This is a genomic window from Flavobacterium sp. AC274 (assembly GCF_979258275.1).
The window spans coordinates 3406873-3430209 of the sequence record NZ_OZ409852.1; the positions used below are offsets into that span (position 1 = coordinate 3406873).

26 protein-coding genes, 1 tRNA gene and 2 pseudogenes are annotated in these 23337 nt (G+C 32.2%); 8 read left to right on the plus strand and 21 right to left on the minus strand.

Annotated features, from left to right (window positions below; all coding sequences use genetic code 11):
- Positions 1-27: 27 nt before the first annotated feature.
- From aroB to ACZZZT_RS15160, 3 genes are all read right to left on the minus strand, one after another.
- Positions 28-1095: a 3-dehydroquinate synthase gene (gene aroB, locus ACZZZT_RS15150; RefSeq protein WP_463461006.1), complete on the minus strand. Its 1068-nt coding sequence runs from the start codon at positions 1093-1095 to the stop codon at positions 28-30.
- Between the two features lie 154 nt (positions 1096-1249).
- Positions 1250-1972: a tetratricopeptide repeat protein gene (locus ACZZZT_RS15155; RefSeq protein WP_463461007.1), complete on the minus strand. Its 723-nt coding sequence runs from the start codon at positions 1970-1972 to the stop codon at positions 1250-1252.
- Entirely contained in the window at positions 1969-3558 is a 1590-nt protein-coding gene (locus ACZZZT_RS15160; RefSeq protein WP_463461008.1) for an O-antigen ligase family protein, read from the minus strand. The genes ACZZZT_RS15155 and ACZZZT_RS15160 overlap by 4 nt, the downstream gene beginning before the upstream one ends.
- A gap of 253 nt (positions 3559-3811) precedes the next feature.
- Here ACZZZT_RS15160 and ACZZZT_RS15165 point away from each other — a divergent pair, with 253 nt between their 5' ends.
- The gene (locus ACZZZT_RS15165; RefSeq protein WP_463461009.1) at positions 3812-4981 is read left to right on the plus strand and encodes a proline dehydrogenase family protein; all 1170 of its coding nucleotides are present in this window, start codon (positions 3812-3814) and stop codon (positions 4979-4981) included.
- A gap of 97 nt (positions 4982-5078) precedes the next feature.
- Here the strand turns inward: ACZZZT_RS15165 and ACZZZT_RS15170 are convergent.
- Positions 5079-6868, minus strand: a pseudogene (locus tag ACZZZT_RS15170) (ABC transporter ATP-binding protein).
- Positions 6869-7131: 263 nt separating this feature from the next.
- Here ACZZZT_RS15170 and ACZZZT_RS15175 point away from each other — a divergent pair.
- Positions 7132-7206: transfer RNA gene (locus tag ACZZZT_RS15175), tRNA-Val, on the plus strand.
- 84 nt (positions 7207-7290) lie between these two features.
- Here the strand turns inward: ACZZZT_RS15175 and ACZZZT_RS15180 are convergent.
- Both ACZZZT_RS15180 and ACZZZT_RS15185 read right to left on the minus strand, forming a co-directional pair.
- On the minus strand, positions 7291-7614 hold the full coding sequence (locus ACZZZT_RS15180; protein ID WP_463461010.1) for a nuclear transport factor 2 family protein: 324 nt from the start codon (positions 7612-7614) through the stop codon (positions 7291-7293).
- Positions 7615-7635: 21 nt separating this feature from the next.
- Positions 7636-8418, minus strand: coding sequence for an SDR family oxidoreductase (locus ACZZZT_RS15185; RefSeq protein ID WP_463461011.1), 783 nt, complete (start codon positions 8416-8418; stop codon positions 7636-7638).
- A 136-nt stretch (positions 8419-8554) separates the two neighbouring features.
- Between ACZZZT_RS15185 and ACZZZT_RS15190 the strand changes: the two genes are divergently transcribed.
- The 3 genes from ACZZZT_RS15190 to ACZZZT_RS15200 all read left to right on the plus strand — a co-directional run bounded on the left by ACZZZT_RS15190 (position 8555) and on the right by ACZZZT_RS15200 (position 11757).
- On the plus strand, positions 8555-8911 hold the full coding sequence (locus ACZZZT_RS15190; RefSeq protein ID WP_310281044.1) for a winged helix-turn-helix transcriptional regulator: 357 nt from the start codon (positions 8555-8557) through the stop codon (positions 8909-8911).
- A 396-nt stretch (positions 8912-9307) separates the two neighbouring features.
- Complete coding sequence (locus ACZZZT_RS15195) at positions 9308-10420, plus strand: ligand-binding sensor domain-containing protein (RefSeq protein ID WP_463461012.1); 1113 nt, start codon at positions 9308-9310, stop codon at positions 10418-10420.
- A 167-nt stretch (positions 10421-10587) separates the two neighbouring features.
- Positions 10588-11757, plus strand: coding sequence for an outer membrane protein assembly factor BamB family protein (locus tag ACZZZT_RS15200; RefSeq protein WP_463461013.1), 1170 nt, complete (start codon positions 10588-10590; stop codon positions 11755-11757).
- 95 nt (positions 11758-11852) lie between these two features.
- Here ACZZZT_RS15200 and ACZZZT_RS15205 read toward each other — a convergent pair whose 3' ends face one another.
- From ACZZZT_RS15205 to ACZZZT_RS15235, 7 genes are all read right to left on the minus strand, one after another.
- Positions 11853-12566: a hypothetical protein gene (locus ACZZZT_RS15205; protein WP_463461014.1), complete on the minus strand. Its 714-nt coding sequence runs from the start codon at positions 12564-12566 to the stop codon at positions 11853-11855.
- Positions 12567-12708: 142 nt separating this feature from the next.
- The gene (locus ACZZZT_RS15210) at positions 12709-13626 is read right to left on the minus strand and encodes a helix-turn-helix domain-containing protein (protein ID WP_463461015.1); all 918 of its coding nucleotides are present in this window, start codon (positions 13624-13626) and stop codon (positions 12709-12711) included.
- Between the two features lie 47 nt (positions 13627-13673).
- The gene (locus tag ACZZZT_RS15215) at positions 13674-14402 is read right to left on the minus strand and encodes an SDR family oxidoreductase (protein WP_463461016.1); all 729 of its coding nucleotides are present in this window, start codon (positions 14400-14402) and stop codon (positions 13674-13676) included.
- Positions 14403-14570: 168 nt separating this feature from the next.
- On the minus strand, positions 14571-15662 hold the full coding sequence (locus ACZZZT_RS15220; RefSeq protein WP_463461017.1) for an acyltransferase family protein: 1092 nt from the start codon (positions 15660-15662) through the stop codon (positions 14571-14573).
- A 211-nt stretch (positions 15663-15873) separates the two neighbouring features.
- Positions 15874-16272, minus strand: a complete 399-nt coding sequence (locus ACZZZT_RS15225) for a VOC family protein (protein WP_463461018.1) — start codon at positions 16270-16272, stop codon at positions 15874-15876.
- A gap of 134 nt (positions 16273-16406) precedes the next feature.
- A complete protein-coding gene (locus ACZZZT_RS15230) occupies positions 16407-17144 on the minus strand; it encodes an SDR family NAD(P)-dependent oxidoreductase (RefSeq protein ID WP_463461019.1) in 738 nt (245 codons plus the stop codon).
- A gap of 78 nt (positions 17145-17222) precedes the next feature.
- On the minus strand, positions 17223-17792 hold the full coding sequence (locus ACZZZT_RS15235) for a Crp/Fnr family transcriptional regulator (RefSeq protein WP_463461020.1): 570 nt from the start codon (positions 17790-17792) through the stop codon (positions 17223-17225).
- Between the two features lie 272 nt (positions 17793-18064).
- Between ACZZZT_RS15235 and ACZZZT_RS15240 the strand changes: the two genes are divergently transcribed.
- The gene (locus tag ACZZZT_RS15240; protein ID WP_463461021.1) at positions 18065-18250 is read left to right on the plus strand and encodes a hypothetical protein; all 186 of its coding nucleotides are present in this window, start codon (positions 18065-18067) and stop codon (positions 18248-18250) included.
- The gene (locus ACZZZT_RS15245) at positions 18205-18498 is read left to right on the plus strand and encodes a PepSY-like domain-containing protein (RefSeq protein ID WP_463462443.1); all 294 of its coding nucleotides are present in this window, start codon (positions 18205-18207) and stop codon (positions 18496-18498) included. The genes ACZZZT_RS15240 and ACZZZT_RS15245 overlap by 46 nt, the downstream gene beginning before the upstream one ends.
- Positions 18499-18543: 45 nt before the next feature.
- On the opposite strand, the pseudogene ACZZZT_RS15250 reads toward ACZZZT_RS15245, so the two are convergent.
- The 8 genes and pseudogenes from ACZZZT_RS15250 to ACZZZT_RS15285 all read right to left on the minus strand — a co-directional run bounded on the left by ACZZZT_RS15250 (position 18544) and on the right by ACZZZT_RS15285 (position 23026).
- Positions 18544-19100 (minus strand): annotated as a pseudogene (locus tag ACZZZT_RS15250) (DUF4256 domain-containing protein).
- Between the two features lie 11 nt (positions 19101-19111).
- Entirely contained in the window at positions 19112-19570 is a 459-nt protein-coding gene (locus ACZZZT_RS15255; RefSeq protein ID WP_463461022.1) for an SRPBCC domain-containing protein, read from the minus strand.
- A gap of 46 nt (positions 19571-19616) precedes the next feature.
- On the minus strand, positions 19617-20282 hold the full coding sequence (locus ACZZZT_RS15260) for a DNA alkylation repair protein (protein ID WP_463461023.1): 666 nt from the start codon (positions 20280-20282) through the stop codon (positions 19617-19619).
- A gap of 29 nt (positions 20283-20311) precedes the next feature.
- Positions 20312-20890 carry a YdeI/OmpD-associated family protein gene (locus ACZZZT_RS15265; RefSeq protein ID WP_463461024.1) on the minus strand — a complete coding sequence of 193 codons (579 nt, stop codon included), beginning with the start codon at positions 20888-20890 and terminating at the stop codon, positions 20312-20314.
- Positions 20891-20906: 16 nt separating this feature from the next.
- Positions 20907-21281 (minus strand): DoxX family protein, encoded by a 375-nt coding sequence (locus ACZZZT_RS15270; RefSeq protein WP_463461025.1) that lies wholly within the window; start codon positions 21279-21281, stop codon positions 20907-20909.
- A gap of 120 nt (positions 21282-21401) precedes the next feature.
- On the minus strand, positions 21402-21869 hold the full coding sequence (locus ACZZZT_RS15275; RefSeq protein ID WP_463461026.1) for an SRPBCC domain-containing protein: 468 nt from the start codon (positions 21867-21869) through the stop codon (positions 21402-21404).
- Positions 21870-21875: 6 nt separating this feature from the next.
- Complete coding sequence (locus ACZZZT_RS15280) at positions 21876-22199, minus strand: ArsR/SmtB family transcription factor (protein ID WP_042566972.1); 324 nt, start codon at positions 22197-22199, stop codon at positions 21876-21878.
- A 125-nt stretch (positions 22200-22324) separates the two neighbouring features.
- Positions 22325-23026, minus strand: a complete 702-nt coding sequence (locus ACZZZT_RS15285) for a S24 family peptidase (protein ID WP_463461027.1) — start codon at positions 23024-23026, stop codon at positions 22325-22327.
- An 87-nt stretch (positions 23027-23113) separates the two neighbouring features.
- Here ACZZZT_RS15285 and ACZZZT_RS15290 point away from each other — a divergent pair, with 87 nt between their 5' ends.
- Positions 23114-23308: a hypothetical protein gene (locus tag ACZZZT_RS15290; protein WP_463461028.1), complete on the plus strand. Its 195-nt coding sequence runs from the start codon at positions 23114-23116 to the stop codon at positions 23306-23308.
- The last annotated feature ends 29 nt before the right edge of the window (positions 23309-23337 follow it).

Sequence of the window (23337 nt, forward strand, 5' to 3'; positions counted from 1 at the left end):
AAAGCAATGGTTTTAATTAAAAAAAGTTTAAGATTTATAATCTTGAAACGCATTCAGAATCAATTTATTTTCAACGGATTGGTTAATTTTTATTTTTCCGATTCCTTCAATAAGTGCAAATTGAATCAATCCGTACTCATTTTTTTTATCATGAATAAGTAATTCTAAGATAGGATCGATGTCATTTTCTTCAAACGCTACATAGTCATAAATGTTTTTAATTGCGTTTTTGATTTCAGTATATTCTGCTTCTGTAATTAAATTTTTCTGCCATGAAATATAACTTTCAAGAATCATTCCAACAGCAATTGCTTCACCGTGTAATAATGTTTTTTTAGTTTCACTTTCCAGAAAATAACTTTCTATGGCATGACCTAAAGTATGACCAAAATTTAAGGCTTTACGAATGTTTTTTTCTGTTGGATCTTGTATTACAATTTCATTTTTGATTTCTACAGAACGATAAATTAATTCATCAAAATCAGCATAATCAATAGATTTTAAATCTAAAAATTGTTTCCAGTATGGTGCATCGTAGATTAAGCCGTGTTTCAGCATTTCTGCCAAACCAGAGCGCATTTCACTTTGCGATAAAGTTTCAAGATAATTTGTATCAATCAAGACCATTTGAGGTACATTAATAACTCCAATTTGGTTTTTAAGATTTCCTAAGTCAACACCAGTTTTTCCTCCAACAGAAGCATCAACCATAGATAATAAGGTAGTTGGAATATTAATAAAATCAACTCCGCGTTTGAAAGTCGAAGCTACAAATCCGCCTAAATCCGTGACAACGCCGCCGCCAAGATTAATTATAAGAGATTTTCTATCAGCACCAAGTTCCGTTAAAACGTTCCAGATTTCAATACAAGTTTCAATATTTTTATTAACCTCGCCAGATTCAAATTCAATTATTTCAATCGTTAAATCGGTTTCAAGTAAAGGCAAAAATTTTGGTAAACAATGCTCATTTGTCTCATTATCAACTATGATAAACAAATTTGAATATTTATTGTCTTTTAAATGTGTATTTAAAGCTTCATATGCATTTTGGTTGAAATGCACTAAATAATTATTGGCTTGAATAGATTGCATATTTCTTTGGTTAATTGAAACCACAAAATAAGGCATTTTTAACTAAATAATGTCCAAAGTTTTTCTATAATTTAAACAAAATAATCCCTAAAAAGAATCAGTATAGATAGCATAAAACTTGAATTTGCACGTGTATTAGTACAGATGAGATTTATTACTTACAATTTTGAACTATTTGCTGTTTTGCATCAGGAAAGTTTTTAGAATTGGACAAATTGAAATACTGACAGGCATTTTCTTTGTCATTAAGCTTTAAGTAACAATTCCCTATAAAGAATTCTGTTCTTCCCGAATTAAACTTTTTGTATTTTAATGCATTCAAAAAATAGAATAATGATTGTTTATAATTTGCTTTATTATAATAATAGAAGGCCATATTTTGCATTATGTCAGCATTTTGAGGATCTATCTTAAGAGCTTTCATATAAAAACTTAATTCTTTACCCGAATTATCTTTATCTACAAGAGATCGTCCTTCTTTAATATAATTGCCAACCAAAATGTCCTTTTTTTGCTTCGTCAAAATACTGTCTCCAGGAAATTCTTTCAGTCCAAGGTCTATAAAATTTAGTGTTTTATTACTGTCATAATTTGCTTTTTGAAGTTCTTCTGCCGCTATTTGCCAGGCTTGAGGAATTTTTCTGTATTGAGTAATCAATTTATGCTCTTTTAATATTTCCTGCGTATCCTCTTTTGCACGGGCAAATTGTGCTGACATTTTAAAGAAGTTTAAATTTCTTGGACGCAAATAAAATGCTTCTTTGGCATAAATATAGGCGCTGTCTCTGTTTTCTTTTGCATTAGAAATAAGCATTTTATAAAAATCTATACGCCCAAAATGCGGATTTATTTTATTTGCTTTAGAGAGATACTTCAAAGCCTCATTATATTTTTTTCATTCATATAATAAATCCCGGCATATTCATAAAATGATTCAGCAGTACTAAGTGTTGTTTTGTATTTAGGCAATTCTTTAATTAATTCATCTCCGGTAAGAACACTATTTACAAAAGAATTTTGATTGTCCTTTTGTATTACATATTCTAAGTTTGACGCTTTATATCCTAAAAATGTGAAATAAGTTGTAACAACACTAATCAGAAGTAAAGCCAAATAAATTTTATTTTTGCCTGAATGATATTCGAAGCTCTTTATTTCTGGAGTATTTACTATTGTTAAAACCAATAATAAGCATAGAAAAATCAGCATTGTAGGTCTAAACATTGGAAAATTCAAAAGCGAGTCCATTACATACACTACGGTTAGCATCAATACTAAAATGGCTATTGTTTTTGTCTCGATATCCTCTGCTTTTAAAATTCGTTTTGCGTTTACAAAAAAAACAAATGCAAAAATGGAAATATAAAGCAAACCATTAATGATTCCTGTTTCAGAAGTTATTTCTAAAAAATCATTGTGAGAATGAAGGGAAATAGATGAATCATCCATTTGAGTTTTCTCATAAGGAATAGATTCTACTTTATAATTTCCTAAACCAACGCCGTTTATTGGGTGTTTTTCAATTAATTGCAGCGTATTATTCCAAAACAAAAGCCTAAGGTTTGCTGAAGCATCTGAAGTATTAATTTGTTTTATTCTGTTATTTATAGAAGTATAACGATCATTATTTTCAGATTTTTTAAAAATAGCATTTGTTATTCCGATAGAGAATATAACCGGAATTATAAATGTAAGACAACTGTAAAATGATGATTTATTAAAAGAATATGTTCTAAAATAATAAATAACATATAGAATATAAATTAAAATAATGCTGACAAGTGCTGTTCTTGCTCCCGTTAAAAAAATAGTAGTTGTTGCGAATAAAAGGGTAACTAATAAAAAGATTCTTTTAAGCCCCAAAAAATGCGTTATCCCAATTAGCAAGAAGGGAATTTTAATCATTAAACTTGCTGCCAAAATATTGATATTTCCTGCTCTTTCAGCCATTAAGCCAAGTGCTGTCACTATTGTGGTTTGATTTGCTTTTTGTTTTAAGTAATAAAGTTCTAAAACAGATTGAAAAAAAGCGGCAATGCCAATTATAAGGATAATTTTAGGGAGTAGGTGAAGTTTGTTTTTTAAAAGGATTGTCAAATTTATAAGGAGACAAAAAGCAATTATCAATTCTATGAATTTTTCTATTACCAAAGTCGTGTTTTTTGCTGCAAGAACTGATAATCCGCAAAGAATTATAAATGTAAAATAGGCCCAAAACAAATAAGATCTTTTTATGGAAGAAATAACATCTATTGTTATTTCTCTTACATTGAAATATAAATAAATAGACATTACAAAATTTAATATCGACAGATATAAAAATTGAGGATAAAGTATATCTATAGTTTTAGAATGGGGTAAAAAATCAATTAATAAAATTGCTCCTATAAAGAGTAACACAATATAATTTGGAACTAATGAACCTTTGTTTAGAATTGATTTTAGATTGATACTTTTTTCCATCGTAATAAATTTTCACAAAGATACATTTATAAATAAAAACTTACATTTTATTTTCTAAAAAATATCTTACAACAATAAAATAATAATAATTTCCAGCAATCAATTTATTATTCACGCTCAATCAATAGAAAATTTGCATTAAATTAATTATCTAAGTTTTAATTGAGTTTTAACATAAGTAAAACCAAAAAAACACCTCTATAACTGAACAATAATCAAAACTCTATCTATATTTGCACAAAAAATAAACTTAATGGAAAAAATATTCGACAACACCCAAGTTGCATTTTCGTTGAAAAGTGATACAGAACTCGATAGAGCTTATTTTCTTTTTAAAATGATTGACAGTCAGCCTTTAGTTAGAATAGGAACTGCTGTTACCAATTTTGCTATAAAAGCAAATCTTCCAGTAGAAGGATTAATCCGTGCAACCGTTTTTGACCATTTTTGTGGTGGTGTAAACGAAAACGATTGTATTACAGTGGTAGACAAAATGTTTACAAAAGGCGTTTCGTCTGTTTTAGATTATTCAGTTGAAGGAAAAGAAGAAGAAGAGCAATTTGATGCTGCTTTACAAATGACTTTAAAAACGATTGAATTTGCTAAAGAACGTTTGGCAATTCCGTTTGCAGTTTTTAAACCAACAGGTTTTGGTCGTTTTGAATTGTATGAAAAATTAGGAGAAAAACAAACACTAACTGCTGCAGAACAAGCAGAATGGGATAGAGTAGTAGCTCGTTTTGATCATGTTTGCAGCGAAGCACATAAAAAAGATGTTGCTTTATTGATTGATGGTGAAGAAAGCTGGATGCAGGATGCTGCCGATGATTTGGTTACCGATATGATGCGTAAATATAATAAAGAGAAAGCAATCGTTTTTAATACGTTACAAATGTACCGTTGGGATCGTTTGGATTATTTGAAAAAATTACATGAAGTTGCCAAAAATGAAGGATTTTTTATTGGAATGAAATTGGTTCGCGGCGCTTACATGGAAAAAGAAAACAAAAGAGCAGAAGAGAAAAATTATGTTTCGCCTATTTGTATTTCGAAAGAAGCAACAGATGTTAATTATGATGCTGCTGTACATTATATGTTAGACCATTTAGAAACAATGTCAATTTTTGCAGGAACTCACAATGAATTGAGTTCTTATAAATTGATGGAAATGATGCAGGAAAAAGGTATTGCCAAAAACGATAACAGAATCTGGTTTGGACAATTGTACGGAATGAGTGATAATATCAGCTATAATTTGGCCGAAAACGGTTATAACGTAGCAAAATATCTTCCGTTTGGACCTGTAAAAGATGTTATGCCCTATTTAATTCGTCGTGCTGAAGAAAATACTTCAGTTGCTGGGCAAACAAGCCGCGAATTATCTATGATTAAAGCAGAACGTAATAGAAGAAAAGGAAAATAATATTTCTGAATTTTACATTTTACAAAAAAAATCCATTTGCAAAGCAAATGGATTTTTTTGTATTGGAATTTGGAATTTTTAAATTGGAATTTCCTTTTTAAGAATTACTAAACTGAAGATTGCTTAAGTTTTTGTAGATTCCGTTTTCAAGATTTATTAATTCCTGGTGCGTTCCTTCTTCCGTAATTTTTCCGTTATCGAGAACTAAAATTTTATCAGCATTTCTAATGGTCGAAAGGCGATGCGCAATAATAATGCTTGTTCTTCCTTCCATTAAAACTTCTAAAGCTTCCTGAACCAGTTTTTCGCTCTCACTGTCTAATGAAGACGTAGCTTCGTCCAGAATTAAAATACTTGGGTTTTTAAGCAGTGCACGTGCAATTGCTATACGCTGACGTTGACCTCCTGATAATTTTACGCCGCGTTCTCCAACTAAAGTTTCGAATTTTTCCGGGAAACCTTCCACAAAATTTAAGGCATTGGCTTGTTTTGCGGCCAGCATGATTTCTTCATTTGTTGCATCCGGTTTTCCGTAGGCAATATTTTCTCTAATGGTTCCTCCAAATAAAATTACATCTTGCGGAACAATGCTCATATTACCTCTAAGATTCTCCAAATCATAATCGTAGATGTTTTTTCCGTCTACAAGGATTTCTCCCGATGTAATATCGTAAAAGCGAAGTAAAAGAGAAGATATAGTTGATTTTCCGGCTCCACTAGGGCCAACGATTGCGATCTTTTGACCAAATTCGGCTTTAAAATTTACCTCTTTCAGCACCTGAACTTCCTTACGGGAAGGATAACTGAAAGCTACATTGTTGAAACTTACATTTCCTTTTATTTTTTCTAAAGAAGAAGCTTTAGGACTTGCTTTAATATCTTCCGGAATTTCTTCCAATAATTCAAAAACACGTTCTGTTGCTCCAACCGCTTTTTGAATTTGAGCGTACATTTCGGCGATTCCTCCAAAAGAAGCTCCAATAAAAGTAGTATAGAGAACAAAAGAAATTAAATCTCCAACGCCTTCAACTTCGCCTTTGATCGTAAGGGTGATTCCGTACCAAACAACGGCTACAACACATCCAAAAAGACAAAGAATAATAAACGACGCAAAATAACCACGGTATTGACCGCCTTTAATTGCAATTTTTACTATTTCCTTAATCTTATTTTTATAACGCTGAATTTCGTACCATTCATTGGCAAAAGCTTTTACATTACTAATTCCCTGTAATGTTTCTTCAACAATTACCTGACTTTCGGCTACTTTATCTTGTGTTTTTTTCCGTATTTACGAATAAATCTTCCAAAAACTACTGCAGCAACAGCTACAATCGGCACAATAGCCAACATCATTAAGGTTAATTTTGGGCTAATGTTTCCTAAAATAACAAAACCTCCAATAATTAAGATTAACTGACGCAAAAACTCGGCAATTGTAGTTGTAAAAGTGTCTTGTAACTGAGATATATCAGCACTGATTCTACTGTTAAGTTCTCCAACACGCTTTTGAGAATAAAAAGACATTGGAAGTTTTACCAGATTCTCATACAATGCAAAACGAATATTGGATAATGAGTTTTCAGTAAAATTTACAAAAAGAGAAATTCTGAAAAAAGAAAAAACAGCTTGCAGAACCAAAATCACCATAAGCCCAACAGCTATTTCATTAGCTCTAGCAAGGTTTTTATTGGTAACACAATCAACTAACATTCCCATTAATTTTGGAAAGGCGAGGGCAGTGGCGCTGGTTAATAATAAAAAAATCAATCCCAGAAAAAATTTCCATTTGTGATTTTTACCGTATTTAAAAATTTTAAGTGCTTTTTGAATTGAATTAGAGTCTAATTTAGCTTTCGGTAAATCATTTTCTTGAAATCTTGCCATTTGAATACAATTAAGGTATGCAAATGTATGACTCTGGCAAATGAATACAAAAGAATATTATCGATTCCGTTTAAGATTTTGTTTTTTAACTAAATAAATAAGAAAAAGATAAATTCTCTTTACTTTTTAAAAAACTGAATAACAGATTGATAAATACTAATGTGAAAAAATATTTCACTTTTTTTATAAATATGCTTGCAAATACAAATTCTAGCTGTATATTTGCACTCGCAATCACGAAATGATAGCAGCCTAGTAAAATAGGGCGATTAGCTCAGCTGGTTCAGAGCACCTCGTTTACACCGAGGGGGTCGGGGGTTCGAACCCCTCATCGCCCACATAAAGACAAACAAAGCCATTGGATTACAATGGCTTTTGTTGTTTAAATAACTTATAGTAAACAGTTGCACTCTCTTCTATATTTAATCTGTTACTTTTAAATGATGAATTTGCTCATCAACAATATCAAAGTGAAATTTTAGCGCGATAGGGCTTCCTGGAAATGTTCCTGAACATTCTGCCGTTAAGATGCTTGTTGTGCCGTTTGCGGTATATTTCAGTGGTTTCATCACTGATTGGTAGTTCTTGTTTGAGTGATCGATCCAACGCTCTATTTCAAGTCTTCCGTTATGCGTTTTACCTTCGTCAAAGACTACGGCAGTTTCTGAAAACAAATTGGCATACGTCACGGCGTCAAATTCGTTCTGTGCTTTAATCAAGTCAGTTAATACTTTTGGTAAGTTCATTGTTATTATTTTTAAAGATTATTAAATTGTTGGTACAGTACCACCATCGATTACATATTCGGTTCCTGATAAATAAATGGCTCTCGGAGAGACAAGAAAACCAACCAATTCAGCTACTTCTTCCGGCTCAGCAGGTCTGCCGTATGGTATTCCTCCCAATGCATCCATTACGCCTTGCTGTGCTTCTTCTACAGTGCTATTGGCGTTTCTTGCAATCTCAGCCAACCAAGCTTTAGATGCTCCTGTATTAATCCATCCGGGAGAAACAGTCAGCACCCGAACACCTTTAGGTGAAACTTCATTCGATAAACTTTTACTATAGTTTCTCAATCCTGCTTTTGCAGCTGCATAAGGCAAAGTGGAGTCATATAGCGGTAGTATTCCTTGAATAGAAGCTATATGAATAATAACTCCGTTTTTTCGATCTATCATTTGAGGTAAAAATCCCCTGTCTAGTCGAACTGGAGCAAGCAAATTAGCCTGTAGGGTTGATTCCCAATCTTCATCAGATAATGCAGTAAAGCCACCGGCAGGTGTTGTTGAAGAACCAAGATTGTTCACCAAAATGTCAAGCCTTCCGTAAGCCGACAGCACTTCGCTGACAACTTTTTGTGTTCCTTCTGCTTTACTCAAGTCGGAAGGAATGAAATGCAGCTTGCTGTTTTCTTTTTCCGGTGCGTTTCTTGCAGTGATAATAACCGTTGCCCCAGCTTGTAGCAGTCTTTCTGCAATTGCTCTTCCGGCTCCTTTTGTGCCTCCTGTTACTAAGGCAATCTTCCCTGATAATTCGTTTTGATAATCCATCTTATGTTGTATTTTAAATTTCTATTGTACAAATCTCGGAAGTATGTTACTTCCTCACAAGTACGGAGTTACGATTCATATAGGGATAAATTATTCCCCTATTGCACATATAGGAACATAGGATTACTTTTGTAATATGTATGAAAGAAAAATAATACCTAACTTAAACTGCGGGCTTGACCTAATAGGTGAAGTACTTTACGGCAAATGGAAGATACGTTTGCTTTGGTTTATTAATGAAGGCCATAAAAGGCCAAGTGAATTGCAGCGTAAAATACCAGATGCTTCACGCAGGGTTTTAAATATTCAGCTGAAGGAGTTAGAGGAACATGAACTTGTTTCAAAAATTATTTACCCTGTTGTGCCTCCTAAAGTCGAATATAGCCTGACAGATTTTGGAAAAACACTAATTCCTGTAATTGCAGCTATTGGGAATTGGGGAGAGGAGCATGAAGAACGTTTGCGATCACTTATTTTAAAACGTTTAGGTTAAAATTAAGATGTAGAAAAACTGATACTCATATTGTTTTACCCTTAGTTCACTTTTTCGATCTGCACAGAGCTTATCATTCTTTAGATCAGCAATTTATGAAGATTTAAATCTGTGGCAAAAACGTGATCTGCTAATCACTTTAAACCTTTAAAAAACGTCAGAATTACAATTAAGTGTTCGATGCGATCCCTGAAAGCCCACATAAAGACAAACAACGCCATTGGAAGACAGTGGCGTTTTTTATTTATATCTCTTGCAAACCTCACTAGATTATATTTTTGTTAGCTCAAAAAATATATAAATCCCAAATATTCTTTTTTAAAACTTTATGGTACATTGCATACTGAATATAATAAGTATGATATGCATTATCTGGTTATATACAAATTGTGAATTATGAAAAATATCCTTAAGATGAAAGTAAAATTAAACAGGAAATACATACTTAACATTTACTACACATTTTTGATTATTGTAACAATTTCTTGTAATAATCAAAGTCAATCAAATAAGGCTAAAAATAATACTCAACCAATTGAAAGTAAAATCAGTGACATAAGATTGAAATATACCTCGGGAGTCCGTTCAATTTTAGAAGATAGCAAAGGAAATATTTGGTTTGGTAGCTACAACGAAGGAGTATGTTTGCTTAAAAATGGCAAGCTCCAATATTTCACGACAGAAAACGGATTAAGTCACAATCAGGTCAGGAATATTTATGAAGATAAAAATGGTATAATTTGGTTTGAATGTGGGAGAGGGTTGAGTACTTATAATGGAAAAAAATTATCTATATACAAAAAACGAAATTACACTTCAAAGAACGAATGGCAATTAAACGAAAATGACCTTTGGTTTAAAGGGGATGAAATTGAGGGCTACAATAAACTTGAAAAGAATCCAGGAGTGTATCAATATGAAGGACAAAAGCTTTCCTATCGCTTGTTTCCTGTGACGCCTAAACCTGGGGATGGCTTTAAATATTACATTTCAACGCCTTTCGTGAAAGGTAAAAATGGAACAATTTGGTTTGGAATGTACGGTGCCGTAATTGGTTATAATTGCTCCAATTTTAAAATAATAGACAATCAATATCTGGGACTAAACGGACAAACTGGTTCTTTGCATATACGTAGTATAATGGAAGACAGCAAAGGGAATCTTTGGATTGCTAATAATGGAATTGGCGTTCTTAAGTATGATGGAAAAGAAACAATCAATTTTACAGCACAACAAAAACTAAAAAAGGAGGACACCAAAGGCAATTCTCTTGAGAGAGTTTTCTCCATTGGAGAGGATACTTCAGGAAATATTTGGTTTGGGACTGTAGGATCTGGTGTATGGAAATATAATGGCACTTCCGTGAAAAATTTTGCCAAAGATGACGGACTTGACAGTAAACATATTTGGACTATATACAGAAGTAAACAAGGAGAATTGTGGTTTGGAGGAGCAAGTCCAAGTGGTGTATATGTATTCAATGGTATTTCTTTCGAAAGAAAGTTTTAGATCAATCACAAACTCAATTTTACCAATATTTCATTTTATATTACAATTCAAAGGCATATATCTTCTAAAATGCTATAATATTTTTTTACTACATTTGACAGAGATATTATTTATTTGGCAAATTTATTGCTGAGAAAGAAATCAAATCATAAACGCCAAATTTTAAAATGAAAAAAACACTAATAACTCTTTTATTTGTATTTAGTCTTATAAATATATTTGGGCAAACGCCAACCATCTCAGCGCCTGAAAAATCTAATGATGTGGTTACTAATAAAGTCATAAATCCGATTACAAAAGTTCCATTAGACGAAACATCAATCCTAATTTATGATTACGACGGCTCTCTTATATCATTTGATTTAGAAGCCGAACGTATCAACTGGACTGTAAAAGCTACAGATGCTTATACTGAAATGTGCGCTAATAAAATAACACTGCAAGATGGAGTTGTTTATATTCCGTTTATTAACGGTGAGATTTTTGCAGTGGATAACCAAAGCGGTGATGTTTTTTGGAAATCAAGAATAGGTACTATTACAGATCAGGTTGTACTAAAAAATCAAATTCCAACCATAAATAATGGAAAGCTTTATATAACGGCTCAAAATAATAACATTTATGCTCTTAATATAAAAAATGGCAGTTTACTATGGAGCTACAAGTTAGATTCTCCTAATAATGATATTCCGGTTCTCTTTTTTGACAATAAAATTTTTACGCAAAGCGGAACTAGTTTCTACAGTTTTGATGCAAATACAGGAAAACTTCTTAATCAAAAAACCTTTCAGGAAGCTATTTACGGAAAACCTGTAACAGATGGTGAAAATATATTTATAGCAAACGAAAAAAATATTCTTTTTGCCTTAAGTCATGATAAACTTGATATTTTATGGGAATTTAAATTAGATGAAAATCAACATAGTGTCAAAGAACGTATAGTTTGCAAAGACAAAAAAATATATTTGGCAGCACAAGGTGAGGAAGTTTCTTCTATATATGCTGTTGATTCAAAAACAGGAACGCAGTTATGGAAAACTGATTTTAAAGGTGACAATGTTGAATACATTACAGAGGAAAGTGATAATCTTTGGGGATATACCCGCAAGAAAAAACTTTTTCAAATAGATTTATCAAACGGTGAAATAGCATCCGAAGCAAAATTAACAACCAATCCTATTTCAAACTTTGAATTTCCAGTTGATGATTCCCTGTTTTATTATTCGGATGCAGCTTTAATTCAATTTGACTTAAAAACAAAAGACGAAAACGAAGTTTATCTGCGAACTTCTCTTAAAGATGATCCTTATAGTGCTTATCTAAAAATAATTCGATAACATACAAATAAGCCGTCCATTAGACGGCTTATTTTTTTATATTTTGGTTGTTTTCATAGACTTAAGAAACTGTGAATTACAAATTTAGCACAGTATTATTCATCCATATACTCATAACCGGATCCTGTCAAGTATCCTTTTTTGCCATTAGGCAATTCAAACCGCGCATATACTCCCACAAAATTACCTAATTCCTTGTATTTTGGAGTGTTATTTATTTCGTAATAGGAATATAAATTGTCTTTCTTGATTTTCGTAATAAGATTAACAATTTTTATTTCACTGTATATTGCTTCTGTTTTTTGAAAAATTCCATAAAGATTCTTTTTCTTGAATATAACAGAATTCGCATTCTCATTTTTAATATTTAAAAGTCTATTTGTTTCCGGATAATTCTCGTAAGAAAATGCTTTTTCATAATTTATAAAGAAACAATCATCTGCATCACTTTTTGATATTTGACCTATTATGTCCACTGTATCTTCTTGGTTAACCATAGCATTATCAGTCTTTAATATAATTTCAAAGTGATTTAAAGTTTCTTTTACAGAGACTTGATAATTAGGAACTGTGCCACAAGTGAAATCAATATATTTAATTTCATTAACATCTGATTTTAACTCTATAGTGCCTTTATTTATAGAAAAGTAAATTAATTCGTTGTTTGAGTTTATCGCTTGATATCCGCCACCTAAGTTTTGCATCCCTCTTAAATCTTGCAATAAAACTTGTCCATTACTATCTTTTAAAATATATTTTCCTGTTTTTATATATTCGCTAATAATAATATCATTTTCTTTTCTTTCCATTACATGTTTTCTTTGTGAGTAAAGAAGATTACTGCAATTAAAAAGAAAAGTTATTACTATTATATAGGTTAGTTTCAACTGGAGTATCTTCTTGTTTTTCTGGTATTTTCTCAATTGGTAAAAGTTTTATATTTAAAATATTTCAGTTAAAGGACTGTCTAAATTGTAAAGGAGATTGGTTTGTTTTTATCTTGAAAAGCTTGCTGAATGATTGTGGATGCTCAAAACCCAGTTTGTAGGCAATCTCTGTTACAGACAATGAAGTTGAGCTAAGTAAATCTTTAGATTGCTCGATTAACTTATTTTGAATGTATTGTTGCGTGTTTTGACCTGTGAGCGATCGCAGCATATCGCTTAAATAACGAGGCGATAAATTGAGATGATTACTAACAAATTGTACCGATGGCAAACCTTTTTCTAAACTGTTTTCTTTTATAAAATATTCCTGCAAAAGGTTATCCAAAGCATTTACTATTTCGTGATTTACTGTTTTTCGGGTAATGAATTGCCGATTGTAAAAACGATTACTGTAATTTAATAATAATTCTATTTGAGAAACCAGAACATCCTGACTGAATTGGTCAATACTATTCTCTAATTCGTCTGTTATCGTATTGAATAAATTTCGAATGATTTTCTTTTCTTTTGCAGATAAAAATAATCCTTCTGAAACTGCATACGAAAAAAAACCATATTGATTTATAGCCGTTCCTAAAGGGTAATTTCTAATAAAATCAGGATGAAAATACAATGAATATCCTTCGTAGCTTTCTAAATTTTCTGAAGAAACCACGATTTGATTTGGTTTTAAAAATGCTAAACCTCCTTCTTCAAAATCATAATATCCGTGTCCGTACTTTATTTGTCCTTTAAAATTGGTTTTGAATGAAATTTTATAAAAATCAAGACAAATCTTTTGATTTTTTTCAAACGAACTCAACACTACATCATCATAATTGACCAGAGCAACAAGAGGGTGCATTGGTCCTGGCAGTTGAAGATAAGACAGCAACTGAGAGATACTTTTAAAAGTCTGTATGTTTGAATTATCTTGTTTCATCTTAAAAAATAAATTTACAATAATACTTTAATATACACTAGCGAAAGCTAATTTTGTACCGAAGGACGAATAACAATATCTCCAATTTCAACATCCAAAGGCTGTTCAATAGCGTATAAAACAGCATTTGCAATCGCATCGGGGCTAATTGCCATTTTTTTCATGTTTTCTTTTACTACAGATTTCATTGTATCGTTTTTAATGTTATCTACAAATTCTGTATTCACGACTCCGGGAGAAATTCCTGTAATGCGTATTTCTCCATTAGATTCTTGTCTAAATGCTTCTGCAATAGTGCGTATTGCATTTTTAGTTCCTGCATAAACACCTTGCATTGGTACAATTTTTATTCCCGAAGTAGAGATTATATTAATAATATGTCCGGATTTTTGCTGTTTAAAAAACGGAATAGCAGCGGCAATTCCATATAAAACACCTTTAATATTTACATCAATCATTTCATCCCAACCTTCAATATCCAAATCATCAATTCGGCTAAGTTCGCTAATACCGGCATTATTTATTATAACATCCAATTTGCCATAGGCAGTGATTGCTGTTTGAACCAGATTAAGCAAATCTTCTTTTTTCTTAACATCAGTTACAACATATTCTACTTTTCCATTGGCCTTTTTTATTTGATTTGCTAATGCCGAAAGCTTTTCATTTCTTCGGGCGCCCAATACCACATTGGCACCATTTTCTGCAAGTTTCAATGCAATCGCTTTTCCAATTCCACTGCTTGCTCCGGTAATAACGACAACTTTACCGCTCAATTTTTTTCTGCACTATTCATTTTTTTCTTTTTATAATGAAGTACAAAATTCGGTTGCCGTTTTTTGTCTTATGTAGTTAGATTGGAGAATCTTGTAGTCGAATTGGTATGAAACAAAAAACTCCACTATTTTCTAATGGAGTTTTTCGCAAAATGTTTTTTAAATATTTTAAACTTTTCGTTTTACAAACCTTTCATTTAAATATTTCCTTACGGGAATGTCATAAGTTGTCATTACCAAATAAGCAAATCCAACCAACAAAATAAGTCCGAAAATAACAATTAGTGTAAGTTGCGTATTATCAGGTTTATAATTTGTGTAATAATTGCCAAACATCCATAACGCAGCGTAATGAGTCATGTACAAAGGGTAGGAGATATTTCCTGAAAATACACACACCTTTTTAAATTTAGGCAATAATGTTGCTCCTGCACCCAAAGCTATCAGTAAAGGAAAGTAAAACAGAACAACTATAGTCTCAGATAACCAGTTCCAGTTTGAAAATGGAATTATAAAAGCCACCAATAATAATATTGACAAACCCGTAAATCCAAGTTTATTTTTGATGATCCAATTAGAACGATATATAAGCAATCCCGCTAAAAAAGAATAAGATATCCTGGCACAGCCGTCCCAAAAAGTGGGGCCGCTCCAGCCGCCTAACAAATTACCGGAACTATAACTTACATAACAAATAGCAATAGCAGCTATTATTGTTAGCAACAACAAATAATTACGGCTTATTCGATAAAGCACAAATGCGTAAACAATATTGGCAATATATTCCCAAAATAATGACCATGCAGGCGCATTAAAACTAAAAAGATTAAAACCACGATCGGCTATTACCGGTAAAGGAATCATGAATAATGAGCAAATAAATGTCAAAATAATTTTTCCGTTGCTGTACAATTCAGGATGACCTCCAAAAGGATCAAACAAAAAAGCCAGCAATCCTAAAATTGATCCTGCTACAACCAACGGATGCAGTCTGATTATTCTTGAAATAAAGAACTTACGAAGCCCCATTTTGGCAATACGATCGTCATAAGCATACCCAATTACAAAACCGGAAAGACAAAAGAAAAAATCCACAGCCAGAAAACCATGTCCGATAAAGTTTTTACTGGGATCAGTATAAATCCATTCCATAAAATGAAATAGTACAACAGCAAAAGCGGCAATACCTCTTAATCCGTCAAGAATTTCAAAATGTTGTTTTGTTGGCAGAATTACTGCGGAAGTATTGTTGGAATTCATTCTTTTATATATCCTTTCAGATTAAGTGAAATACGGCGATAGTGCCAGATTTGAAGCCATCGCAAATTATATAAATTAATAATCATATCAAAATTCGAATAGATAATTCAATTAAATGTATGATTTCCAATTCTAAAAAAAGTCATTAAAAAGCTGGTTTAAAGAATAAAAAAAGCTCCATTAGAAATAATGGAGCTTCAATTTTTGTAATTCAAGGTTCCCAAAGCTCTATTTTGTTGCCTTCGGTGTCCATAATATGAACAAATTTTCCGTAATCATAACTTGTAATATCATCAAGAACAGTGACACCATTTTGTTTAAGTTTAGCAACAAGACCTTCAATATTCTGAACACGGTAATTGATCATAAATTCTTTTTTTGATGGAGAAAAATACGCATCATCTTTTTTGAAAGGACTCCATTGCAGAGAATCTATCACGTCAGGATTATTAAAGTTTCTGGATTCAAAGGTTGAACCCCAATCATTAACGTCAAGTCCTAAATTTTGAGCGTACCATTCTCTGGTTTCTTTTGGGTTTTCTGTAAAAAAGAAAATACCGCCAATCCCGGTTACTTTTGGTGTGTCTGTTTGATTATTTTTATCTTCCATATTTATCTGATTTTATATTCAATTGAAAATGTAAAACTTTATAAAACATAAAATTAATTCGCAGACATCAGCCCACAAAAAAACTCCATTAAAAATAATGAAGTTTTTCTTATTTAAAACAATAGAACTATTTTTTACCACGGACTCATTTCTGAACTATCCTCAATATCATTGCTGAAAAATTTCCCTGTTGGCGCATTTTCATCTGTCAAAGTGTGTTTGATGATAAAAGTTGCCGCACTTTCTACGGTTCCGGGACCAGAATGATGGTTAAAATCTGTCGCCGTATAACCTGGGTCAATTGCATTAACTTTAAACGGCAGATCCTTTAGTTCGTAAGCCAATGTAATGGTGTAAGCGTTTAAAGCGGCTTTTGAAGTAATATAACTTGTGGCTTTAAAATTGTAATATTTCCAATTAGGATCGCTGTGCAAAGTCAATGATCCAAGCCCCGAAGTGATGTTGCTGATTCTTGGACTTTCTGATTTTTTCAACAATTCTAAAAATGCCTGTGTAACACTTATTACTCCAAAAAAGTTGGTATCAAAAACATTCTGAATATCATTTATAGAAGTATCTAAAGCACTTTGAGGAAACTCGCCGCTAATTCCGGCATTGTTTATCAAAATATCCAGTTTTCCTTTCTCGTTTTCAACTATTTTTTGAGCTGCTAAAACCGATTCCGGTTTTGTAACATCAATTTCGATGGCTTTGATGTTCTCAAATCCGTCTTGATTTAATTCGGCTACAACTGCTTTCCCTTTTGCCAGGTCGCGGGATCCTAAATAAACAAATAATCCTTTTTTTGAAAGTTGTTTGGTCATTTCTAATCCGATGCTTCTATTGGCTCCTGTAATTAATGCTGTTTTCATTTTTCTTATTTTAAAATTAATAAGGCAAATTTCAATCGTTTAAAAATAGAATCATTTGCCAAATGGCAAAAAGCAAATTTAACGTATGTTTTTTCTAATTCGGCTTAAAGAAGATTGTGTAATACCAAGATACGAAGCAACATACGAAAGCGGAACACGATTTACGATATTGGGATAAATTTCCAAAAACATTAAATAACGCGTCGTAGCATCTTCAGATATTAGCGGGCTTCGTCTTTCTACTTTTTGTCGTAATGCTTTCGAAATAAGTTTGTGTACAATCGCATCCCAGCCCACAATAGTATCCGAAAGTTCTCTCCAGTCTTTTCTTGAAAAAATAAGGATTTTGCAATCATTTACAGCCTGAACGTAGGCAGATGAAGGGGTTTCGGTTTCAAAACTTTCTAAATCGACTACAAGATTATTCTCGTCAATGAAATATTTAGTAATTTCTTCGCCTTTGTTATTGTAATAACAAACCCGAACAATTCCATCTAAAACAAAACCAACCTGATTGGAAATTTTTCCGGCTTCAGAAAAATAGTCGTCTTTTTGAAGTTCTAAGGTTGTGATTTTCTTTAAAATTAAATGAATCTGCTGTTGATTTAATGTACCAAACTGCAATATATAATCTATAAATTCTTTCATACTGCAAGATAATCAAAGTTATTTTTTCTGAATTTGTCATTTGGCAAAAAAAATAGGTTTTTTAATCCTGCAAGGTTTTCAAAACCTTGTAGGTATAATTTTAGACCTGCAAAATAATATGATCGAAATTCAAATACCTACAAGGTTTTGAAAACCTTGCAGGAAATCGGAATAAATAATCGTTAAAAAAAATCTAAAAATTTCTTAAAGTGATTTGAATGCATTTTTTCTTATCGTAAATTAGTGAGTATTATAACTTTAATACACAAATCATGAAAAATAAAATCATATTAGCCGTATCATTATTTGGCTTTATAATATCGGCAAACGCCCAAAAGAAAATAGAAGTTTCTGAACTGCCACAACCGGCACAAGAGTTTCTAAAAAGCATTTTAGCAAGACAACTGTTGATATCGCTAAAAAAGATGCTGAACACGGCGAAAAGGGTTACGAAGTAAAACTAAAAGACGGAACAGAGGTAGAGTTCTGGAAAGATGGTACATATCGCGAGGTTGATGGAGACGATAAACCAATTCCAACCGATTTTATTCCGCAAGCTGTAAAAGATTATGTGGCAAAAAATCATCCAAACGAAAAAATTACGCATATAGATTACGGTCATAAAGATCTGGATGTCGATTTAACCAATAAAATTGATTTGGAATTTACGAAAGAAGGTAAAATTCTAAAAGATAAAAAAGATTAGATCATTATAAGAACGGCTTCATTAAACATGAAGCCGTTTTGTATTTTAAACTCGCAAAGAACCACGAAATCCTCTGGCTGCATAATACGATTCAGCACCGTTATGATACACAAAAACAGTATCATAACGAAAATCTGAAAATAAAGCACCGCCAAGTTTTCTAATATTTGAAGGCGTAACAATCCAGCTTGATGTTTTAGTATCAAACTTTCCAAGTTTTTGAAGTTCGCGATATTGTTCTTCGGTCAAAAGTTCGATTCCCATATTTTCGGCCATATTTAATGCGCTGTCGTTGGGCTTGTTTTCTTTTCTTTTTCGAGAGCTTCATGATCGTAACAAAAGCTTCTGCGACCTTTTGGACTTTCTACTGAACAATCATAAAAAATATATTCGTCTGTTTTTTTATCATACCCCACAACATCCGGTTCGCCTTCGGTTCTTTCCATTTCGTCAAGTGACCACAATTTTTCAGGATTTGCTTCTAATTTTAATTGAATTTTATCCCAAACCAGATCTTGATGACGGTTCATATTATCTTCAAAACGTTTTTTAAGCACTTTAAGTAATTCTTCAGATGCTGATTCTGATAGTTTGTTTTTCATAATGTTGTATTTTATTTATTAAGCATTTCTGCTAAATATTTTTCCAGTTTTTCTAAATTTTGTTTTTGTCCTTCATCAGCTTTATGCGCTTTTACGATGATGTCATACATTTCTTCAGAATCAAACAAAAGCGACCAGTCTAGTAAGGTTTCTTTGCCTTTGGATTCAAATAAAACGGTTGTGATAAAATGCGGATTGAAATGCTCAAAAACGATTTTCTTAAGCGAAATAATTTCTTTAAAAATACTTCTGTTTGGATAATTAGTACCATCCGGACCATGCATGGTTAAATTCCATTCGCCATTTTCTTCAAAATCCATTTTATGAATCGTATTGGTAAAACCATTTGGTCCCCACCAATTTGTTATATGTTCAGGATTTGTCCAGACTTCCCAAACTATATCTGCCGGAGCATTAAATATTTTTGTACTTCGGAGTTCTTTATTTTCTGTATGATTCGTTTTTTCCATTTTACTTTTCCTTAAAAGTTATGATAAATAGGTGAGTGGACAATTTTTACTTTTGTCTGCTCACCATTTCGTTTATCCAAATAGGTGCAAAAGGCGAAGTACAACCTTTAGAAACAGGATAATCTCTATAAATACCTAATTTTTCGCCAATGCTAAGTGCGCGTTCCCGATATTGAGGATGATTGATTCCGATATTTGCCAAAGTATTATTCATCGTCCATTGTACTTCGGGAGCCGCTTTTGGCATTTCAGATTCTATGCGGTCGAGAAGGGCAGGGAAGTCCAGAACATCAGGATTTCTAACAACAGCGCCACTCGTAAGACTCCAGCCTGCGCGGGCTTGCATGGTATCTTTGGCCTGCATCCATTCGATTCGCAAGGTTTCATTATCCGGATATGGTTTAATTACATTGGTATAGAGCCAATCGGCAACGTGAGGGAATTTTTCAGATTTTGCCAGTCTGTTTATCTCTTCTTTTGTTATTTTTTTTGGATCAATAAGCAAAGTTGCCAAAAATCGGGCATCAACATTTTCGGTGTCCCAAAGTTCGAGAGCAAGTTCATGATTGGTTTTTATTTTTTTTGCCAAGGCACGAATATCACCCATTTTAACACCAAACTGATTATCGCCGGCACCAAACTTTTTATTATGAGCAATCATTTTTTCGTTGCTCAGCGCTTTAAGCTGCGCAAGTATTTCCTGAATTTTCATATTATTTTTTCTTTTAAAAGTAAGAAATATTAATCATTTAATCCTTTTCCTTCAAAAATTAAGGGTATGCATTTTTCTACTCTTGATTCTCTGGTTTTTGCTTGTTTAGGTTGCGAAAAATGAAGTAAATAAGCTCTTTGTCTCCCGGGAGTTAAGGCTTCAAAGGCCGTTTTCAATTCTGGATTTTCATCTAATTTCTGTTGAAATTCATCAGAAACCGGAAATTCTGCTGTCTTTTTTAAATGTACTTTCAAACCTGCTTTTTCAATTTCAACAGCTTCAAAAATGTAAGTTTTAAGAACTGATTTTAAATCTATTATTTCCTGCAGATTTGTAAATCTGATTTGGCGTGCTGACTGAACGTTTGCAGATTGCTGAATTAAAATATCGTCTGTATCCTTCAATAACGCCCCTTTAAAAAACAAAAGCGCACAATATTCTTTAAAGGAATGAATTAAAACGATATTGCTTTTTTGATGCATATAACAGGGAACGCCCCATTTTAATTCTTCTGCAAGACCGCATTCAAGAACAATTTCTCTTAATTGTTCTTGTTCTTTTTGCCATTTTTTTTCCTGATCAAAATAAAAATCAACTTTAGGATTCATTTTAATTGTTTTTAAATTAAGCCGTAACTTTTCTGTCTGCAGGTCTGAAATACCAGGATATTATTGTCAAAACAATTAATAATGTTGGTCCAAAAAGCGCAATAGCATCATCGCCTACAGATAAATGAGAAAAAATAGCACCCGACATTGCAAAAAAGAAACCTGCATAACTCCATTCTTTCAATAACGGAAATTTAGGAATTAGAATTGCAATAACACCCAAAATTTTCCACACACCAAGAAGCGTCAAAAAATAAAGCGGATAACCCAAATGTGTCATCATATCAACTTCTTCTTTTAATTTTATTATTTGTACAATTCCTGTTGATGTCATTCCCAGAGCAAGCCAAATTGTTGCAATCCAATAGATAATCTTATTTCTTTTTGTCATGATATTTTATTTTAATCGGTTAAGTTTACTATTTTAAACATTGAAATTTACAAATGTAAATGGAGGTTTTAAATTAAGTTAAAGAATATTTTAAAGTTTTAAATATCAAATGTTTAATTTTTATTTTAATTTATTTACCACATCCTGCAAACGGTTATGTGCCATATTTAATCCTTGTGCAAATGGTAATTTCAACATTTGATTTCTCAATTCTATACTTTTGTAAACAATTTGCATAGTAAGTTTACTAGTTTGTTCTGTAATTTTTTCGAATTCTAAAAATTCAAGCTGAACTGCAAAAGGAGAGTTTTCCATTTCAAAAGTTCTAATAATTCTTTCGTTGACAGTAAACTCATGAATGGTTCCATTTGCTTTAAAAACCACATTTCCGTTCGGGTCAGAAGTTTCAAACTGATAACCGCCATGTTTTTTATTTTCGAGTTTAATTACTTTTGTTCCCATCCATTGCGCCACAATTTCCGGTTCTTCATAAGCTTTAAAAAGTAATTCCAAAGGCAAATCAAATTCTCTGGTAATTACTAACTCCTGTTTGTCATCTTCTGCTGCAATTTTTGTTTTTTGTTCCATAGTATGCTACTTTTTAGGTTGGTAGTTTTTCATGATAGCTTCGAGTTTATTAAATCTGTCGTCCCACATTTTGCGGAATGGTTCAATAAATTGGTCTATTTCTTTCATTTTCTCAGGATTTAAATGATAATAAATTTCCCGGCCTGTTTGGGTCTGGCTTAACAATTCGCATTCACTTAATATCTGAATGTGTTTTGAAATCGTTTGTCTTGACGATTCAAAGTTCTCGGCAATAGCGCCCGGCGTCATTGCTTGTATGGCGACCAGACTTAATATTGCCCTACGTGTGGGATCGGCAATTGCCTGAAATACATCTCTTCGAATTTCCATTGCGCAGTTATTTGACTGCAAATATAATGCAGTTATTTGACTGCGCAAAATATTTTAGTTAAAATGTTTAAAAATTTCTTTAAAGTAGTTTAGTTAAGCGCTTAAAAACTATACGATTAAGTAAATCAATACACAGCATTTATTCTGATACTGGCTTTTACTAATGCCAAACCTTTAATAGTACTAATATTGAAATCTTTTGACTGATGATGTTTGTTTTCTGAAGAAAGCGTGATGAATTCATCTCCTTTTTCAGATTTATGAATCCATTTCAGCATTACAAATTCATCCTGATCATCATTTATTAAAGAAACAAGATACATTTCGCCCCAATAAATGTTTTCGATTGTGGCTGCTATTCTTTTATACAAAATTATATCGCCCGATTTTAGAAGGGGATACATACTGTCGCTGCTGGCATAAATTGCGCCATCGCATTTCGGCAGGTTCGGAATTGTTATATGCCCAAGTGGTATTTCTTTATTAGTGTCTTTAAATAATGCTTCGGCAGATGATAATGTTTTTATATCATAAAGAGGTAGAAGCTGTTTATTGTATTCTGCAGGTTCTTCACTTACAAAATTTATATCAGAATTTGTTTCATAAGGTATGTTTTTGAGCATAGTTTCTTGCCCTGAAAGTAGCCAAACAGGGTTAATATCTCGACAATTGTCTATTATTTTATTCAGAACATCTTCGCCCAAAGTGCCGTTCCGTTTTAATTGCGTCCCTAAATAACCATTAGAGAGTCCGCAATCTTTTTCAAATCTGGTTGGTTTAACACCTTTATATTCAAGGTATTGATAAAATCTTTCAATGGCTTTCATAAAAATATAGGAAATAGTTTACTTTTTTATTTGCTTTAATAAACAATTGTCTATATATTTGTTCTTACAACGGGAACAAACAAAGCAATGGACAAAGAAACGAAAAAGAAAAATACTTACAATAAAGAAATCCTTAATCGTATCAAAGAAAAATATGGTATATCAAAAAGATTTATCACAATGAGTCTTTCTGGTGACCGAAAAAGTGAAATAACTGATAAAATTAGAAAAGATTATAAAAAAATGGAGATTGCTATTACAGAGCTTTTAAAAACAATGTAATTCTATTATAAGCCAAAACTATAAATCGC